This window comes from Parasphingorhabdus sp. (assembly GCF_039982395.1).
In the GTDB taxonomy this organism is placed as follows: Bacteria; Pseudomonadota; Alphaproteobacteria; order Sphingomonadales; family Sphingomonadaceae; genus Parasphingorhabdus.
The window spans coordinates 636,080-653,970 of record NZ_JBDWYO010000003.1; the positions used below are offsets into that span (position 1 = coordinate 636,080).

At 54.6% G+C, this 17,891-nt stretch carries 21 protein-coding genes; 3 read left to right on the top strand and 18 right to left on the bottom strand.

The window, feature by feature from the left end; all coding sequences use genetic code 11:
• Positions 1–107 precede the first annotated feature (107 nt).
• On the bottom strand, positions 108–956 hold the full coding sequence (nadC, locus tag ABJV08_RS09600) for a carboxylating nicotinate-nucleotide diphosphorylase (RefSeq protein ID WP_348038356.1): 849 nt from the start codon (positions 954–956) through the stop codon (positions 108–110).
• Between the two features lie 134 nt (positions 957–1,090).
• Between nadC and ABJV08_RS09605 the strand changes: the two genes are divergently transcribed.
• Positions 1,091–1,384 carry a GIY-YIG nuclease family protein gene (locus ABJV08_RS09605; protein WP_348038374.1) on the top strand — a complete coding sequence of 98 codons (294 nt, stop codon included), beginning with the start codon at positions 1,091–1,093 and terminating at the stop codon, positions 1,382–1,384.
• A 182-nt stretch (positions 1,385–1,566) separates the two neighbouring features.
• Here the strand turns inward: ABJV08_RS09605 and ABJV08_RS09610 are convergent, their stop codons facing one another.
• Together ABJV08_RS09610 and nadA are read right to left on the bottom strand one after the other, a co-directional pair.
• On the bottom strand, positions 1,567–1,983 hold the full coding sequence (locus ABJV08_RS09610) for an SMI1/KNR4 family protein (protein ID WP_348038354.1): 417 nt from the start codon (positions 1,981–1,983) through the stop codon (positions 1,567–1,569).
• The gene (nadA, locus tag ABJV08_RS09615; protein WP_348038352.1) at positions 1,980–2,993 is read right to left on the bottom strand and encodes a quinolinate synthase NadA; all 1,014 of its coding nucleotides are present in this window, start codon (positions 2,991–2,993) and stop codon (positions 1,980–1,982) included. Before nadA ends, ABJV08_RS09610 begins: the two co-directional genes overlap by 4 nt.
• Positions 2,994–3,126: 133 nt before the next feature.
• Here nadA and ABJV08_RS09620 point away from each other — a divergent pair, with 133 nt between their 5' ends.
• Entirely contained in the window at positions 3,127–4,743 is a 1,617-nt protein-coding gene (locus ABJV08_RS09620; protein ID WP_348038348.1) for an AMP-binding protein, read from the top strand.
• Between the two features lie 2 nt (positions 4,744–4,745).
• Here ABJV08_RS09620 and ABJV08_RS09625 read toward each other — a convergent pair whose 3' ends face one another.
• The 12 genes from ABJV08_RS09625 to leuC all read right to left on the bottom strand — a co-directional run bounded on the left by ABJV08_RS09625 (position 4,746) and on the right by leuC (position 14,449).
• The gene (locus ABJV08_RS09625) at positions 4,746–5,825 is read right to left on the bottom strand and encodes a hypothetical protein (RefSeq protein ID WP_348038346.1); all 1,080 of its coding nucleotides are present in this window, start codon (positions 5,823–5,825) and stop codon (positions 4,746–4,748) included.
• Positions 5,822–6,538 (bottom strand): DUF4230 domain-containing protein, encoded by a 717-nt coding sequence (locus ABJV08_RS09630; RefSeq protein WP_348038344.1) that lies wholly within the window; start codon positions 6,536–6,538, stop codon positions 5,822–5,824. The genes ABJV08_RS09625 and ABJV08_RS09630 overlap by 4 nt, the downstream gene beginning before the upstream one ends.
• Positions 6,535–7,407 (bottom strand): MBL fold metallo-hydrolase, encoded by an 873-nt coding sequence (locus ABJV08_RS09635; protein ID WP_348038342.1) that lies wholly within the window; start codon positions 7,405–7,407, stop codon positions 6,535–6,537. Before ABJV08_RS09635 ends, ABJV08_RS09630 begins: the two co-directional genes overlap by 4 nt.
• Before the next feature lie 99 nt (positions 7,408–7,506).
• Positions 7,507–9,348: a M56 family metallopeptidase gene (locus tag ABJV08_RS09640; RefSeq protein ID WP_348038341.1), complete on the bottom strand. Its 1,842-nt coding sequence runs from the start codon at positions 9,346–9,348 to the stop codon at positions 7,507–7,509.
• On the bottom strand, positions 9,345–9,713 hold the full coding sequence (locus ABJV08_RS09645) for a BlaI/MecI/CopY family transcriptional regulator (RefSeq protein WP_348038340.1): 369 nt from the start codon (positions 9,711–9,713) through the stop codon (positions 9,345–9,347). Before ABJV08_RS09645 ends, ABJV08_RS09640 begins: the two co-directional genes overlap by 4 nt.
• A gap of 448 nt (positions 9,714–10,161) precedes the next feature.
• Complete coding sequence (gene grxD / locus ABJV08_RS09650) at positions 10,162–10,494, bottom strand: Grx4 family monothiol glutaredoxin (protein ID WP_348038339.1); 333 nt, start codon at positions 10,492–10,494, stop codon at positions 10,162–10,164.
• Positions 10,495–10,504: 10 nt separating this feature from the next.
• Positions 10,505–10,738 (bottom strand): BolA family transcriptional regulator, encoded by a 234-nt coding sequence (locus ABJV08_RS09655; RefSeq protein WP_348038337.1) that lies wholly within the window; start codon positions 10,736–10,738, stop codon positions 10,505–10,507.
• A gap of 5 nt (positions 10,739–10,743) precedes the next feature.
• Positions 10,744–11,070 (bottom strand): DUF1476 domain-containing protein, encoded by a 327-nt coding sequence (locus ABJV08_RS09660; protein WP_348038335.1) that lies wholly within the window; start codon positions 11,068–11,070, stop codon positions 10,744–10,746.
• 69 nt (positions 11,071–11,139) lie between these two features.
• Positions 11,140–12,141, bottom strand: coding sequence for an NADPH:quinone oxidoreductase family protein (locus tag ABJV08_RS09665; protein ID WP_348038333.1), 1,002 nt, complete (start codon positions 12,139–12,141; stop codon positions 11,140–11,142).
• A gap of 32 nt (positions 12,142–12,173) precedes the next feature.
• A complete protein-coding gene (leuD, locus tag ABJV08_RS09670) occupies positions 12,174–12,767 on the bottom strand; it encodes a 3-isopropylmalate dehydratase small subunit (RefSeq protein WP_348038331.1) in 594 nt (197 codons plus the stop codon).
• On the bottom strand, positions 12,764–13,009 hold the full coding sequence (locus ABJV08_RS09675) for a hypothetical protein (RefSeq protein WP_348038329.1): 246 nt from the start codon (positions 13,007–13,009) through the stop codon (positions 12,764–12,766). Before ABJV08_RS09675 ends, leuD begins: the two co-directional genes overlap by 4 nt.
• A 9-nt stretch (positions 13,010–13,018) precedes the next feature.
• Complete coding sequence (gene leuC, locus ABJV08_RS09680; RefSeq protein WP_348038327.1) at positions 13,019–14,449, bottom strand: 3-isopropylmalate dehydratase large subunit; 1,431 nt, start codon at positions 14,447–14,449, stop codon at positions 13,019–13,021.
• 99 nt (positions 14,450–14,548) lie between these two features.
• Here leuC and ABJV08_RS09685 point away from each other — a divergent pair, with 99 nt between their 5' ends.
• Positions 14,549–15,064 carry a sterol desaturase family protein gene (locus ABJV08_RS09685; RefSeq protein ID WP_348038325.1) on the top strand — a complete coding sequence of 172 codons (516 nt, stop codon included), beginning with the start codon at positions 14,549–14,551 and terminating at the stop codon, positions 15,062–15,064.
• Positions 15,065–15,076: 12 nt separating this feature from the next.
• Here ABJV08_RS09685 and ABJV08_RS09690 read toward each other — a convergent pair whose 3' ends face one another.
• From ABJV08_RS09690 to ABJV08_RS09700, 3 genes are all read right to left on the bottom strand, one after another.
• The gene (locus ABJV08_RS09690; protein ID WP_348038323.1) at positions 15,077–15,550 is read right to left on the bottom strand and encodes a hypothetical protein; all 474 of its coding nucleotides are present in this window, start codon (positions 15,548–15,550) and stop codon (positions 15,077–15,079) included.
• Positions 15,551–15,557: 7 nt separating this feature from the next.
• Complete coding sequence (locus tag ABJV08_RS09695; RefSeq protein WP_348038321.1) at positions 15,558–16,190, bottom strand: glutathione S-transferase family protein; 633 nt, start codon at positions 16,188–16,190, stop codon at positions 15,558–15,560.
• A gap of 142 nt (positions 16,191–16,332) precedes the next feature.
• Positions 16,333–17,841, bottom strand: coding sequence for a SulP family inorganic anion transporter (locus ABJV08_RS09700; protein WP_348038319.1), 1,509 nt, complete (start codon positions 17,839–17,841; stop codon positions 16,333–16,335).
• Positions 17,842–17,891 lie beyond the last annotated feature (50 nt).

Consider the following 17,891-nt stretch of genomic DNA (forward strand, 5'->3'; position numbering starts at 1 on the left):
TAGAATTGGGTCTCACGATCTATTCCGAACGTCCTGAGTCTGACGAAGGACTTTGCAGAGCACAAATCCATGCTTCGACACGCTCAGCACGAGCGGCAATAAGGTGCCTAAACCTGCTCAAAATCCAGCCCGATATCCGCAGCAGGTGCACTCTGAGTGAGCCTCCCCACCGAAATATAATCAACGCCAGTCTCCGCCTTGTCACGAATGGTTTCCAGGGTCACACCACCGCTGGCCTCGGTCGCAACACGACCGCCAATGAGCGTCACCGCCCCGCGCAAGATCGCGGGTTCCATATTGTCGAGCAGCACATGGGTTGCCCCAGCCGCCAGCGCCGGTTCAATCTGGTCGACGCGATCCACTTCACAGATGATTTTTTCGACGCCGGCATCTCTGGCCCGGCGGACCGCTTCGCCAACAGAACCGGCCACAGCGACATGATTATCCTTGATCATAGCCGCGTCCCATAGACCCATGCGGTGGTTTTGCGCCCCGCCCATCCGCGTCGCATATTTCTCCAGCACACGCAGACCGGGAATGGTCTTGCGCGTGTCGAGCAATGTGCAGCCGGTTCCGGCAATCTTTTGGACATATTCCGATGTCATCGAGGCAATGCCCGTCAGATGTTGCACCGTATTTAGCGCACTGCGTTCGGCAGTGAGCATCGCGCGCCCCTTGCCTTTCAGGCGCATGATGTCGGTGCCAGCCGCAACCGCCTCGCCTTCTGCGACAAGCGTTTCTATCTCTACATCCGGATCCAGATACCGGAAAAATGCCTCTGCAATCGGCAGCCCGGCAATGACCGCATCATGGCGGCTGTCCATCACGCCTGAGAATATCGCATCTTCCGGAATAACCGCCTCAGAGGTCACATCACGGCCGGTCGGGCCGAGGTCCTCGTCCAGCGTGGATTGCACAAAAGCAGAGAGGTCGAAGCGGTCTAGGATGAAGGTCATATACATTGTCTAGCGGCAAGTGATGGCGTCCGAAAGTGGATAATCGACGACCAACAGAGAACATGGCCGCAACTGTCATTCCCACACGCCAATTTGTCATTCCCGCGAAGGCGGGGATCCAGCTAGAACAGGCCATGCCGCGCAGCTATCATGTCTATATTCTAGCCAGCAAACGCAACGGCACACTATACATCGGCGTTACCGGCAATCTCGCCGCCCGCGTTTTTGCGCATAGAAGCGGCAAGGGTTCAGAGTTTACCAGAAAATATCGGACAACAAGGCTGGTCCATATCGAACCATACACTGATGTCCGCGAAGCGATTGCCCGGGAAAAGGCGCTCAAGAAATGGAACCGGGGCTGGAAATTGCGGTTGATTGAGGAAGGCAATCCGGACTGGGATGATCTTTTCGACACGCTAAACGGATAATCGAGCCGGAAGAGAGCGTAAACTGGATCCCCGCCTTCGCGGGGATGACAGAGAAGCGGGATTGCGAACACCCTTGTCATCCCCGCGAAGGCGGGCATCCAGCGTGCGCGCCTTGTCAAAGCTTAAATCAGCTCAATGCTTCAACATCGGTGAGCGACAACTCAACAAACTCGTCGAAACTATCAGCAACAAACCCTCTCTTGCCCCCCAATCACAGCTATTTTCCCAAAGTTGGGACCATCATCACAACAAATCGCCCATGCCCAGCACCACATCAGATAGTCTGCAAAGAACAAATATTTTGACGCCGAATTTGCAATTTCGGGATTGCAGATATCATGCTCATACTCATCAGGAATATTTTTGATCCGATCAATAGACCACCAATCGAAATAATCGTCATCCATCCAATCTGCACCGCTGGCCGGTACAGTTTTAAGCAAATATTCTCTAAAATCCTCCGGCAATGTGAGCGAATATTTATTCTCAAGAAGTTTGACCGCAGTCTTCTGTGCCCCACTATATTGCCGCTGGTCAGATGTTGACCAACGCAATTCGAGTTTTTTCCACCCAACATATCTGTCGGGTGGAGCTTTCACCCCTCATGCGCCAAATCAGCCGGTCCCAAGTCCCCCTGCCCAACCGTCGCGCTCGCCATTTCCATCATCTTGTCGATCGACTTGCGCGCTTGCAGGCGCAGTTCCTCGTCCATCTCGATGCGGGGTTCCAGGTCACGCAGTGCGATGTAGAGCTTCTCCATCGTGTTGAGCGCCATATAGGGGCAGATATTGCAATTGCAGTTGCCGTCCGCGCCGGGGGCACCGATGAAGTTTTTCTCCGGCACTGCTTTTTCCATCTGGTGGATGATGTGCGGTTCGGTGGCGATAATGATCGTGTCGCCTTCAAATGACTTGGCATATTTCAGGATCGCGCTGGTCGAACCAACCATGTCCGCATGATCCAGAATATAGGCGGGGCATTCCGGATGGGCAGCAACCGGCGCATCGGGATGCTGTGCCTGCAATTTCAGCAATTCGGTTTCGCTAAACGCTTCGTGGACGATGCAGACACCGGGCCAGAGCAACATTTCACGGCCGGTTTTCTTGGCGATATAGCCGCCGAGATGCTTGTCCGGACCAAAGATGATTTTCTGGTCGAGCGGGATTTGCGAGAGGATATGTTCCGCCGATGAACTGGTGACGATGATGTCGCTGAGCGCCTTCACCTCAGCCGAACAGTTGATATAGGTCAGCGCGATATGATCGGGGTGCTCGTCGCGGAACGCCTTGAATTTGTCCGGCGGGCAGCTGTCTTCGAGTGAACAACCGGCATCCATATCCGGCAGCACGACAATTTTTTCCGGCGACAGGATTTTCGCGGTTTCGGCCATGAATTTCACCCCGCAGAAGGCAATCACATCGGCATCGGTTTCTGCCGCTTTGCGGGACAATTCCAAGCTATCGCCAACAAAATCGGCAATGTCCTGAATTTCCGGCTTTTGGTAATAATGGGCGAGGATGATCGCATTGCGCTCCTTGCGCAGCTTGTTGATTTCTTCAACAATATCCACTCCAGCCAAGCTGCCACCAATTCCACCACGTGCGTCCATCTATCGTCTCCTTTGCCGAAAACCGGCCTTTGCAATATCATATAGGAAGCGAATTGGCATTTGTCTTGTCCAGAACATACCAATCTGCGTAAAACCCTGTCTAAGGTCGCTTAGAACCGTAGGAGATATGTTGATGTACAAGGTCCAGCTCGAGGATTCCTACTTCCCGGTACAGACCAACACGCCCTATCGCGAAATAACCATCGCGCAGATATTGCGGGAACAAGCAGAGCGGCTTGGCGACCAGAAGGCGTTGCGCGAATTGCTCGATGATGGCGAGATCGGGCGTGAATGGACCTTTGCTGAGCTGTTGGCCGATGCCGAGAAAATGGGCCGTGCTTTGGCTTCTCGACATTTAGCCGGTGCGCGCATCGGCATTTTTGCGAGCAATTGCCCGGAATGGGTGCTTATCGAATATGGCGCGGCACTGGCAGGCGTCACGCTGGTAACGATCAACCCGTCCTTCACGCCTCGCGAAGTCAAATATGTGCTCGAACAATCCGGAGCCGAGGCCATCTATTATTTGCCGGTGGTGCGAGGTTCTGAACTAAAACCGATTGTGGACGCAGCCTGTGACGAGCTTCCCGCAATCGAACACCGTATCTCCATCTCCGATCCCGCTGTTTTGCTGGATGGCTGTGATAGCGGTATATTGCGCGAAACCCAGCCATTTGACATCGTTCAAATCCAATATACATCCGGCACAACTGGATTTCCGAAAGGTGTTCTGCTCCATCAACAGGGCCTGCTACAAAGCAATTTTGACGTGTTCCAGAGAATTGGCGTGCTTGAGGGAGAGAGCTTTGTCTGCCCCTTCCCGCTTTTCCATACCGCCGGTGGCGCCGTCAGTGTTTTGGGCAGCTTGATGACAGGTGTGACACTGATCCTTGTCTCAAATTTTAATCCGGGCGCCATTGTCAAGGCGATAGAACGCGAACGTCCTGAAGTTCTGGGCGGAGTTGCGACAATGTATGTGGCAATTATCGAGGCAGCGCGGGCCATAGGCGCCGATTGCAAGTCGGTGCGCCGCAATGTCAGCGGCGGCGCTCTGGTCGCGCCCGAGCTGGTGCGCGCTGGCCGGGAAGTGTTCGGGTCGCCCATCCTTATCGTATATGGTCAGACGGAATCGTCGCCGGGTATCACGCACACTTGGCCAACCGACAGCGAGGAAGACCTGACCCAGACCATAGGTCAGCCGCTCCCGCATATGGAAGTGTCGATCCGGGACACCAACGACAATTCCGTCTGTCCGATTGACACACAGGGCGAGATTTGTGTCCGCGGCTATCATGTGATGAAGGGCTATAATAACAATCCCGAGGCGACCGCCGAAGCGGTGGATGCCGATAGCTGGCTCCACACCGGGGATCTCGGAAAAATGGACGCACGCGGCTATGTCCGGATCACAGGCCGGGTCAAAGAGATGATCATTCGCGGCGGAGAAAATCTCTTTCCCGCAGAGATTGAAGCGGCGATGCTCGAACATCCAATGGTGGCAGAAGTCGCAGTCGCCGGCGTTCCGGATGACAAATGGGGCGAACTGGTCGCCTGCTTCATCCGCACCGCAGAGGGCGAGAAACCGACCGTCAGCGAATTGCGGGCCTTCATCCGTGAACGCCTATCTCCGCAGAAGACGCCGGCCTATTGGATATGGGTCAACGAATGGCCGATGACGGGATCTGGAAAAATCCAGAAATTCGAACTGGCCAAAGCTTTTGAACGCGGTGAATTTGAAGATCAAATGGCTTAAGGTTATTGCCCGATCCGGAATTTCACGATCCGGTCGACCACCTTCTGCTCGGCATCCATGCCGCCGATGATATAATAATCTTCGCCCGTCTTGGCGAGACCGCGGTGGTCCATGCTGGGTTCGGACAGCCTTCCCAACTCCCGCCAGCTGTCGCTTTTCAGATCATAGGCAAAATATCCGCCGGAGGGTTTTGCGGGTATGCCATCATAGCCAATGCCGTCATAATTATAGGGATTGTCGCCTCCCCCGGCGAAAATGATCCGCTGACCCGCTGCATCGCCGATGGCTGCCATTCGATAACGTGCGGACCCAGCGTGGGCATCAATCCCGCGCCAAGCAATTTGCGTCGGATTATTGGGATCGATATCTCCGCGCCAGCTCAGCTTTGCGGCGACAAATTTCCGTTTGCCATCGGCAAAAATGGAAGCGACCCCGTCCGTGACAATGATGCTATCGCCAGCGATGCCGCCTGCGTGGCCAAAGACCGGTGTTCCGGGAAATTCGGTGGCTTGAGTCCACGCACCGGTCTGCGTATCAAACAATTGCACAAGGCTGATATTGCCCTCGTCATGCCAACCGGAAATCAGATAGATGAAGCGGTTCTGATAGGGCACGGCCACCATGTCGTCGACTGGCGTGGGCATGTCGGCCAATGCATCATAGCGGCCGGTTGCAGGATCAAAAATGAAGACTTCTGGGGTAGATAGTTCATCGCCATTGGGGGCAACCGTATAGCCACCGAAAATATAGATTTTTCCGGCGACCGTGACCGCCGCGCTTGCGAGCCGACCTTCCTGCACCGGAACAGAGGCGATGGCCTTGCAGCTTTCCGTATCAATCACACAAGCATAAGCAGCGTTGCTGGTGTCTCTCCAGGTCTTGCCCGACTTGAGGCCGTTGAAGCTATACAGGGTTGGCCCTTCCGGACCATCGGCGACAGCCACCGCATTGTTGGCAATGGCTTCGGGCAAGGCGAATGACGCTGTCTCCGACAAGGGTTCGGGCGGCGGGCTCTGCTCGCATCCGGTCAGGAACGACCCGGTCAGGAAAATTGCAGCGGCGCTTTTGATCGGCAGGTTCATGGTGCCTCTTCCTTTTTCCTTTGCTGCTCGGCCAGCACTTTCTGGATCGGCCGAGAATAGTCCCATCGCTCCTTGTAGCGGCTGCGCTCATAAGGGAAAAAGGCGTCAATCTTCGCCTCAACCCCGGCAGCCTGCAGTGGAATGGCAAAATTATGTCGCACCGCCCGGCGTGCCGCTTCCCGTGCCATTCGAATCTGCACTGGATTTTGGGCCTGCTTGACCAGTTCGTCGACACCCTTTTTGCGATTGGCCTGATCGAGGACATTTTCGGCGTCGGTCAAAGCGATCAATATCCCGCCATCATCATAGGTTTGAATCTGTTCGACATGCACCTCCGGTCGTGCCGTCTCGATCGCGGGCATCTCGACATAGAGCGTGTTGTCACGAGCGTCCCAGCGGACCCGCTCCGCATCCAGCTTTGCCAGATCAAGTTCGTAGCGCACCGTCCCGGGCATGATCAATGTCTTGCGGGCCGTCAGACCAAGCTTGGTCAGCGTCGTGGTGACGGTGGCATTATAGCTAGCAGAGAAGACCGTCAGCCGGTTCTGTTCTTGCAAATTGGTCAGGCTGGCATTGGCAATCGAGACCGGGTCGGGACGGATGCTGCTTTCGACGCGGGTAAAAAGCAGCCATGCCAATATGCACAGAAGGATTAGCAGCCCGCTGATGATGGCAACCGGAACCCAAAGGCGCCAAGAAGTCCGCAGGTTCATCCGGCCATCGCCCAGACCTCATCCGATTGCGAAACCTTCCCGCGATTCTGCAAGTCGATGAGATGTGCCCGGACGGATTGCCCCGCAGCACCTTTTAGACGCGGATCAAGGCCCTTGTACATCTTGGGCACCATATCGACGATCGCGGCTGGGCCTTCTTCGAGCAGCATGACAATCTGCCGTTCGCGCTGTTTGCGGTGGCCCATCATTCCGCGCACCAGCTGCCGCGTGTTGGTGATTTTTTTGCCATGGGCCGGATAATAGACCTTGTCTTCGCGCTCATAGAGCTTCTGAAGGCTCGTCATATAATCGGCCATGTCGCCATCTGGCGGGACAATGACACTGGTCGACCAGGCCATGACATGATCGCCGGTAAACATCGCACCCGATTCCTGAACCGCAAGGCACAGATGATTGGATGTGTGGCCCGGCGTCGCCACCGCTTCGATTGTCCAGCCATCCCCGGATATAGTCTCGCCGTCCGCCAGCACCCGGTCCGGTTTGTAATATTTGTCAAAACTCTCGTCGGCGCGCGGTCCGTCATCTGCGAGCACCAGAGGCGCGCAACCAATGATAGGAGCCCCAGTGCGCTCGGACAAAGGCGCGGCAGCGGGGCTATGATCGCGATGGGTGTGCGTGCACATGATGGCCCTTATCTTGGCATCTCCGACCGCCGCGACGATCGCGTCAATATGCGCATCGATGGCCGGACCGGGATCGATCACCGCCCGATCCGAGCCGTTCCCGACAACATAGGTCTGGGTGCCGGTATAAGTATAGGGGCTGGGATTGCCAGCGAGGACCCGTGCGACAAGGGGTTCCATCTGTTCGCAGAGGCCGGTGGGAAATTTTGAAGGGTCAAAGTCCATGGGTCTGATGTGGCATATTCAGCCCATAAAACAACCACGAAAAAGGGCGGTCCGCAAAACGAACCGCCCTCATGCCCCGTTATGAACGGTTTCCCCGGCTCAAGTCATCGAAAGCTGTGCCTTCACTTTGGCAATACTCCGATCAAACTTCTTTATCTTTTTCGCGCGATCAGCTTTGTTATCTTTACATTTCACGGCGTCCGCACGGCCTTTTTCCAGTCCGGTCAACGCCGCCTTGAGCATCGCAACCTTATCGACTTTGACCTCAAATCCACCACAACCGGCCACGACGGCCCAGGCCTGTCCGGCAAGACCCTTTTTGCCAGCCATAGCGATTTGCCGGTTCATTGCGACACAATCGGGGCCCTTGATCTTATTGTGGGTGGTATAAGAAATTGTAGAAATTCGCGCGGCGGACTGTGCTTCTTCCATTGCCTCACGCTTTGCTTCCCATGCCTCCCGCCGGGCTTCTCTGGCATCCTCGATGGCTTCCTGCCGGGCTTCGCGAGCTTCCTGCTTGGCGTCTCGCACTTTTTGCTCGGCATCGCGAATTGCTTGATTAGCTGCCCGAATTTCCTGTTCGGCATTCCTCAATTCTTGTTGCATTTCCCTTCTGGCCATAGCCAGTTCCCGCTCGACCTGGCGCATGGTCGAGTTCATATGCTTATGTTCTACTTCGCTTTCATGCAGAGCCCTGTCCGCCTTAAGGCGTGACTTCTCTGCTTCAGCGACCATTTTGCGCACCTCTTTGTCGCTCAATTTCTTGTTGGTGCGCAAGATAATGGTTCTGCCATTATGCTGTATCTTGTGCACATGGTCTTTCGATAAGTCGGCGTTCTTCCGTCCGTTGAGCATTGTGATGTGCACCTCGTCACCATCGGCGGCGGGCGCAACTGGAGCGACCGGTGCCTGCGGTGCTGCCGGTGCAACCGGCGCAGATACAGCCATGGGCGCTTGTACAGCCACGGGTGGCTCAGGTGCCAGTGGTGCTGCAACATCGACAGGATCGACGGCCTCGGCATATGTAACTGTCGCGGTAAGCGGCAATGCGAAAACCGTTCCGATCGCGACAAAAGCAGCCCCAATTGTTCGACGGCAAGATGATGTTTCTGACCGCCCCAACATCTTCAAGCGCCCCTTAATCTTGTCTTTCTGGTTCAAAGGACTTGCCAGACCCAGTCGGTGGCCAGAGGCCGATTTTGCGATCGTGCGGCCATAGACGGCGCGGACTTCACGTCCGCTTTTTGCCAATATGCGCGCATCACAAGCCGTTTCCTGATCCTGCCGAAACGCGACCCAGGCAAACCATGCAACCGGATTGAACCAGTGAAGGGACAATATAGTGAGGCCAACAAAATTGGCGGCCAAATCACCCGATTCATGATGGGCAATTTCATGTTCCAGCGCCAATTCCCGTTCGCGCGGCGCATAGTCGCGGAAGAAGTTGGTCGGCACAGCGATATATTTATCGAACAATCCGAAAGCCAGCGGGCCACCAACGGCCGCCGTTTCAAGAATTCTGATGTTCCCATGGCAACCGATCGATTGGCCATCGGAAATAATATCTTCCCGAAACTGCATATAGGAAGCAAGCTTGCTGATGAACAACAGTGCCGCTCCGCCAAGCCAGACAAGACCGACGATCATCGTCCAGTCAAGCGAAGCCAATGTGGAGAAAGCCGTTACCTGCGCCGGCACAGCGGCGACAAATTCTGAACCAGCAGCGATGGGCACGAAAGCAGCAACAGGCTCGGCCGCAACCGGGGCCTCGAGCGTGATGGTCGGCATGAAAAGGCGCGCCAGCGGCAAAATCCATAGAAGATAGGCAATGCGCGCTCCGAAAAAGTGGCTCACCGGCTTGCGGATTATCAGCACTAATATCATCAACAGGGCCATCGACAGCATCGTGTCCCCAATCCATTGGTTCAATTCGCCGCTCATTTTTTCAACTCCCTCAAAAGCCCCTCGATTTCGCGAATATCATCGGCGCTCAATTCGTCGGCTTCCGCCAAATGGGCAACCAATGGCATGACTTTCCCCCCGAAAAGCCGATCCACAAAATTCCGTGACACGCCGGTGAGATAAGCATCCCGTTCCACCAGCGGTGAATATAGAAAACGACGGCCATCGCGCTCGGTGCCGACAACCGCTTTTGCGGCGAGCCGCGACAGCAGAGTCTTAACGGTCTGTAGTGACCAGTCTTTCTGTTGAACCACTTGATCCGCCACTTCTGTGGCAGTCATGGGTGCGCGTTTCCACAGGACTTCCATGACGGCATGTTCGGCATCGCTAATGCGTTCGGTCACGGTGATTGTCCCTCCATCGAAAATCGGTAGTGACTACATCTGTAGTTTCATTGACTACAGATGTAAACTGTCATTTCGCCGTTCGATGTCGTTGGTGGTTTGGCAGCTGTCGTTTGTCGAAAAGCGGCCACTTGTCGAAATATCTTACAAATTTACAGACATTAACAACCATTTAACCAATCAAGTTATTGTAATATATCGTTTTTGCAAAACTGGCACGAGCAATGCATAGTATCCCGTGTCTCTAACTTTTCACACCCAAATCCTCCTTTCAGGGGGTATCGAAATGAAGGGGGACGGCGTGACTGGTCTCCGCTGCCCCCTCTCATTACCCGGTTTTACGAAACTTACCCAGTTTTACGAAACTTACCCAGAATCAAAAACGGCTCGGTCCTCCTAGACCGAGCCGTTTTTCGTTTTCTTTGGCTTTTTGCGCGGGCGAGAAACTTCAGGCTGCGGCTGGGGCAACCTTTTTCTCGGCCATCAATTCGCTCAGTTCACCGGCTTCATACATTTCCATCATGATATCGCTGCCGCCGACAAATTCGCCTTTGACATAGAGCTGCGGGATGGTTGGCCAGTCGGAATAATCCTTGATGCCCTGACGGACTTCCGCATCTTGCAAGACATCAAATGAATCGAAGCCCACACCGAGATGCTCAAGAATGGCAACCGCCCGGCTTGAAAAACCGCATTGCGGGAAAAGAGGCGTGCCCTTCATGAACAGCAACACGTCATTGCTGTTCACCACTGTTTCGATTTTTGCTTTTACATCGCTCATAAATATTCTCCTAGTCGGGAATGGCTGTGGTCAGTTGCAACGCGTGCAATTCTCCGCCCATTTTTCCCTTCAGCGCAGCATAGACCGCCTGGTGTTGCTTCACCCGGTTCATTCCTGCGAAAGCCGCAGTTGTAACCTTAGCGGCATAATGATCACCATCACCGGCCAGATCGGTAATCTCGACCGAAGCATCCGGAAAGGCGACCAATATCATCGCTTCAATATCTGCACTTGCCATGGGCATAAGGCTTAAGAGGCCTCTTCGATAAACTGACGGCGGGCTTCTACCATTTTTTCGGTTAGAGCCGTGCGAATGCCAGCGTCGTCCATCTCGACACCAGCCGAGGTCAGGTCGCCGAGAAGCTTGCGAATGACGTCTTCGTCGCCCGCTTCTTCAAAATCAGCCGCCACAACTTCTTTGGCATAGGCATCGGTTTCTTCGGACGTCAGTCCCATTTTTTCTGCAGCCCATTGTCCGAGCAGGCGATTGCGCCGCGCGGTAACTCTGAATTGCATTTCTTCGTCGCGCGCAAATTTCGCTTCAAACGCGTTTTCGCGGTCCTTAAAATCTGTCATGAACTTCCCTTGATCTATATAGTCTTAAAAATAGGGATCACCCCTGCCCCCTGCAAGTGGGGAAGGCAATCAATCGGCGACCTTCACCACCAATTTACCAATCGCGCCGCGATCGGCCATTTTCTGAATGGCTTGTCCTGCATCTGAAAAGGCGAATACCTCTGACACGCGGGGCTTTATGAGACCTTGGTCCCACAGTTTGAACAGCCGGTTGATATGGGCGCGATTGCCCTTTGGATCGCGCATCGCATAGGCGCCCCAGAACACACCGCACACATCACAGGATTTGAGAAGGGTCAGATTGAGCGGCAGTTTAGCGATGCCGGCCGGAAATCCAACCACCAGAAAGCGACCTTCCCAGGCGATCGAACGCACCGCTGGTTCGCTATAATCACCACCCACCGCGTCATAGATGATATCGGCTCCGTTCGGACCGACGGCGGCTTTGAACTGAGCGGCCAATGCCTTGGACTCATCCTTGCTGAACGGCGCGCGGCCATAAATCACAGTTTCATCCGCGCCCGCAGCTTTGGCAAAAGCGGCCTTTTCTTCCGAAGACACAGCGGCGACAACACGCGCGCCAAAAGCTTTGCCCAGTTCGACCGCAGCGATACCAACGCCGCCGGATGCGCCGAGCACCAGAAGAACATCGCCTTCCTTGATCCGGCCGCGATCGACCAAAGCATGGATCGATGTGCCATAAGTGAGAATCAGGGCCGAAGCATCTTCATAGCTGACACTGTCGGGAATTTTGAACACGCTGTTCTGGTCCACCGTAATTTGCTCAACCAGGCCACCATGACCGGTGGTGGAAGCAACACGGTCGCCAACCTTCAAATCCGTCACGCCTTCGCCAACAGCCAAGATCACGCCGGACACTTCGCCACCAGGTGCAAACGGTCGCTGTGGTTTGAATTGATAGAGATCCTGAATGATCAATACATCAGGATAATTGATAGAACATGCTTTGATATCAATGAGCACCTGTCCTTTGCCAGCCACTGGTGCATCGACGTCCAGCATTTCCAGCGTATCAGCACCGCCCACTTTGGTTGACATCAAAGCCTTCATATCATTCCCTTCCCTGGAATTGTTCCGAGATCCTATGCCGCAACCGGTTTTAGCCACGGTTGCGCAGAATCACTTTTTTTCTCGTGCCGTTCTATGGCATCGGATTTTGCCATTGTCAGGTCTATTTCGTCCAGTCCCTCAACCAGGCATTGATGCCGGAAGGAGTCCATCTCGAACGGGAAACGATCCTGGAACGGCGTGGTGACGCTCATGCTCTCCATATCGATGGTGACCGGGTCGGTTCTGGCAACCTCCATCAACCGGTCGATCGCAGCCTGTGGCAATGCGATCGCGAGCAATCCATTTTTAAAAGCATTGCCGGAGAATATGTCCGAAAAGCTGGGTGCGATGACCGCCTTGATGCCCATGTCATCCAGCGCCCAGGCCGCATGTTCACGGCTCGATCCACAACCGAAATTGTCACCGGCGATGAGTATCGACGCACCGGCATATTCCGGGTCGTCGAAAATATTGCCTTCCTGCGCACGGATTGATTCAAACGCCCCTGCGCCAAGCCCTTCCCGTGAAATCGTCTTCAACCATTTGGCCGAGATGATGACATCAGTATCGACATTTTTCTGGCCGAAAGGAATGGCACGGCCTGCCACGCGATTGACGGGCTTCATTGGGCGTCATCCTCGTCATAATCCGGTTCATTTTCATATTTCGGCACCGGCTTGTCTTTTGCCGGTTTGAATTCATTATGTTTTTTGATCTTGTGCCGACCCGCGTAGATCAGCGCAGCGGCGACCGCAGCAGAGCCGATGGCCGCGCCGACTTTCGCACCGGTTGACCATTTCCCGGATTCATCATCTTGGGAAGACTCGTTTTTCGCGGAGGGTTTGTCCGTTTTCTTGTCGTCGCTCATTTCAACCTCTCATCTTGTCAATTCACGCACGTCAGTCAGCTTGCCCGCCACGGCCGCAGCGGCAGCCATAGCAGGTGACATTAGATGCGTTCTAGCACCCGGCCCCTGCCGTCCAACAAAATTGCGATTGGAAGTGGATGCACAGCGTTCACCCGCTGGCACCTTGTCCGGATTCATCCCGAGACAGGCGGAACAGCCCGGTTCGCGCCATTCGAACCCGGCATCGGTGAATATCCGGTCCAGTCCTTCGGCTTCGGCCTGCGCCTTGACCAGACCGGAGCCGGGCACAACAATCGCCCATTTGACATTGTCGGCCTTCTGACGGCCATCCAAAATCGATGCGGCTGCGCGCAGATCCTCGATCCGGCTGTTGGTACAGCTGCCGATAAAAATATTCTCGACCGCAACATCGCGCATCGCCTGGCCCGCTGCGAGCCCCATATAGTCCAGAGATTTCTGGGCCGCATCTTGCTTGGACGGATCGGGAAAACTGGCCGGCGCCGGAACAATGCCGTTCACGGCAACAACATCTTCCGGGCTTGTACCCCATGTCACGGTCGGTGCCACATCCGCTGCGTTGATCGTTACACTCTTGTCAAAAACCGCATCGTCGTCGGTGCGCAATGTTTTCCAATGGTCCACCGCCGCATCCCAGTCCGCGCCCTTGGGCGACATGGGACGGTCCTTCAGATAGGCGAATGTCTTGTCATCCGGCGCGATCAGACCAGCACGCGCGCCCGCCTCGATCGACATATTGGAGACGGTCAAACGCCCTTCGATAGACATTTGTTCAAACACGTCACCGCGATATTCGATAACATGGCCGGTTCCGCCAGCAGTCCCCAGCACACCGATGATATGCAGGATGAGGTCTTTCGGACTAATGCCGGGACCTAGAAGCCCATCCACGCGAATTTCCATCGATTTGGACCGGGTTAGTTGCAGCGTTTGCGTCGCCAGAACATGTTCCACTTCGCTGGTACCGATGCCGAAGGCCAGGGCCCCCAAAGCACCGTGGGCCGCCGTATGGCTGTCGCCGCAAACCAGAGTCGTACCTGGCAGGGTAAAGCCCTGCTCCGGTCCGATCACGTGGACGATACCCTGATTGATATCGCTGGCACCGATATATTTGATCCCGAACGCGGGTGCATTGGCTTCCAATGCTTCCAGCTGCGCCGCGCTTTGCGGATCGGCAATCGGAATTTTGTCGCCCTTGGCATCCAGCCGCGCCGTGGTTGGCAGATTATGATCGGGAACCGCCAATGTCAGATCCGGGCGCCGGACTTTGCGACCCGCCTTGCGGAGGCCTTCAAAGGCTTGCGGGCTGGTCACTTCATGCACCAGATGGCGATCGATATAGACCAGCGCCGTGCCGTCATCGCGCTGATCCACGACATGCGCATCCCAGATTTTCTCGTAGAGGGTTTTCGGTTCTGTCATAACTTCCTATCCAATATGGGGTTTCGTTTACCCAGATCAATTGGCCGCGCAAGGGAGAAGTGACTTCAAAAGCCTATCGATAACGCCTATCTTCGCTCTATGAGCATTTTCGCTATCCTCGCCACCATATTTGCATCCGTCGTCGCGATGGAGTGTATTGCATGGGCCGCGCATAAATATATCATGCATGGCTTTGGCTGGGCATGGCACCGAGATCACCATGAGCCGCATGATAACAAGCTGGAGAAAAACGACCTTTACGGCATTGCCGGCGCGGTGATGAGCATATCGATGTTTGTCGTGGGCAGCCCCATGATCATGGGCACCGGCGCTTGGGAGCCGGGCACATGGATTGGTCTAGGCATCATGTTTTACGGGATCATCTATACTTTGGTCCACGACGGTCTGGTGCATCAGCGTTACTTCAAATATGTCCCCAAGCACGGCTATGCCAAACGGCTGGTGCAGGCGCACAAGCTGCACCATGCGACCATCGGCAAGGAAGGCGGGGTCAGCTTCGGCTTTGTCTTTGCCCGCGATCCGGCGAAACTGAAGACGGAGCTGCGGGAACAGCGGGAAGCTGGCGTTGCGGTTGTGCGGGATGCGGTTGGATAATGCCAAGCCTGCCTAGAATCGTTCATTGCATTTTATTGACGAAAATTTCTTCGTCGTTTGAACATATTTTATTTCAATGAATGAACATCCACCATCATCTTGAATGGGCAATTGCCGAAAGTCGTCTAACCATCTGCGTTCGCCGGCTTTGACCTGATTTTCGATATAGTCCTTCATCTCGTCGAGAGCTTCAGGTTCACAATCTACCAGTTCTAAGTCGATTGTTAGTATGGAACAACTTTCATCAGCAGACATCTGCGGAATTGGGATCATATAGTGGCCGATGACATTCCCATCATCTGAGAATGCATAGCTACGACCGTATTTTTGGAGTTCGAAAGCTCCGGGAGGCATCGGTATTTGATTCTCAATTTCATCCATCAGCGAAATCGATTGAACATCATTAGTGACACATCCGGAAGTCAATAACACCAAGCCGGATCCCAACAGGAAACTTCCAAAAGTCACTTTTACAATCGCATTCATCCAATTTTTAACCGGGCTTCGGCAATAAGACCGGCCCACCCAGTTCCACAGTCTTCTGATAGCCTGGCCGTGCTACCAGCGCTTCGAAATAGCGCTTGCAGTTCGGGCGACTTTCCAGTTCGCCCAGCGCGGAACGGCCTTCGAGCATATAGTGCAGATTGATATCCGCTCCGGTGAATTTGTCACCGACGAGGAAGTCTTTGCCTGCCAGTTCAATCTCCAGATGGTCAAGAATCTTATCGACTTCGGCCTGCAAAAATCCGCCAATGACATCCGGCAATCCGCCGAGCATCGGCGCGATTCCGGTCAGGATGAAGCTCATGCCCATCGTGCCTTCGGCGAAATGCAACCATTCGAGATATTTTGCGCGTTCAGGATGATCGGGGGCCAGACCCAGCGCTCCGTCGCTATGCTTTTCGACCAGATATTCGATGATCGCCGAGGACTCGACCATCACATGGCCGTCCACTTCCACAGTCGGCGCCTTGGCCAACCGGTGCGCTTCGCCGAGTTCAGGCGGCGAGCGGCGGGTTACCGGATCGCGATTATAGCTGACCATCTCATAAGGGATTCCGCCTTCCTCGCAGAGCCAGATGATGCGGGACGAACGGGAAAATTGTAGATGGTGTAGCTTGATCATATGGGGCTCCTGTTTTGGGAGCCCTTATACCGTTCGCCCTGAGCTTGTCGAAGGGCATTTTCGATAGCCAGCTGTGCTTCGACAAGCTCAGCACGAACGGAGATAATTTTGCAAAGGCGCGCGTGTTACGCGTGTCAAAAGTTCAATGACCAACCATACCGAGGCTCTCGAACGGCTTGTCATTCTCGCTATATTTCTCGACGAGTGTCGCGCTGGCTTCGTTCATGCCGATCAGTTCGACCGTCTTGCCTTCATTCTGGATCCGTTCGACAATCTTGTCGAGCATACCCGTCGCGCTGATATCCCAAAAATGGGCGTCATGCACGTCGATCACGACCTTATCGATGCCCTCCTCGTTAAACTCCATCGCTTCGTACATCATGTCGACCGAGCCAAAGAAGATCTGGCCGCCAAAGACATAACGGTGTGTGGTGTTTTCAACGGAATCCTCGATGGTGACCAACTGGCGCACTTTCCAGGCGAAGAAGATACCGGAGAGCAGCACGCCGGTGAGCACGCCGATCGACAGATCATGCGTCGCCACCACCATGACCACCGTGGCGATCATGACAAAATTCGAAGGCCAGGGGTGATGGGTGATTTCGGTAAAACTCGCCCAGCGAAAGGTGCTGATCGAAACAAAGATCATCACCGCCACCAGAGCCGGCATCGGGATTTGCGCGACCAGCGGCCCCAGCCCGACGATCAGCACAAGCAGCATCACGCCAGCCACAAAGGTCGAGAGCCGGCGCCGGCCACCCGATTTGATATTGATAACCGATTGACCGATCATCGCGCAGCCACCCATTCCGCCGATCCAGCCGGTGACGAAATTGGCAATGCCCTGCCCGTATGTTTCACGCTTCTTGTCGCTGCGGGTTTCGGTCATGTCATCGACAATAGAAGCGGTGAGCAGGGATTCCAGCAACCCGACAGCGGCCATTGCCAGCGAAAATGGAGCAATGATCCTTAGTGTTTCCCAAGTGATCGGAATTTGCGGAATGTGGAACCAAGGCAGGCTGTCGGGCAATTCACCCATATTGCCTACGGTTGTGACTTTTGCTCCGAAAAATATGCTTGCTGCTGCTAGAATTACAATCGCGGCTAAGGGCGAAGGGACAAGCGTTGTAATCCGCGGCAGGCCATAAATAATGACTAGTCCCACAGCGACCATTGCATAGGTCTGCATCACAAAATCTCTATTGGCCCAAGTAAAGGCTTCGCCAGTCAGTTGCGGCAATTGCGCCATGAAAATCAAAATCGCCAAGGCGTTCACAAAGCCCGTGATCACCGAACGCGAGACAAAGCGCATCAGCAAGTCGAGCCGTAACAAGGCAGCAATCGACTGGAAAATGCCCATCAATATGGTGGCCGCAAAGAGATATTCGACGCCATGATCGCGCACCAGCGGTACCACGAGCACAGCGACAGCGGCGGTTGCCGCGCTGATCATTCCCGGACGCCCGCCAATCATCGAAATGATCACGGCAATCGAGAAACTGGCATAGAGTCCGACACGTGGATCAACACCGGCGATGATGGAAAAACCGATGGCTTCAGGAATCAGAGCCAGCGCAACCACCAGTCCGGCCAAAAATTCGGTCTTGGGATTCGACAACCAATCGCGCCGAAAATCACTGTGAATCGCCATGAAAAATCCTTTACCCGACCCTGAATATGCCCCGATGCTGCGATGCAACA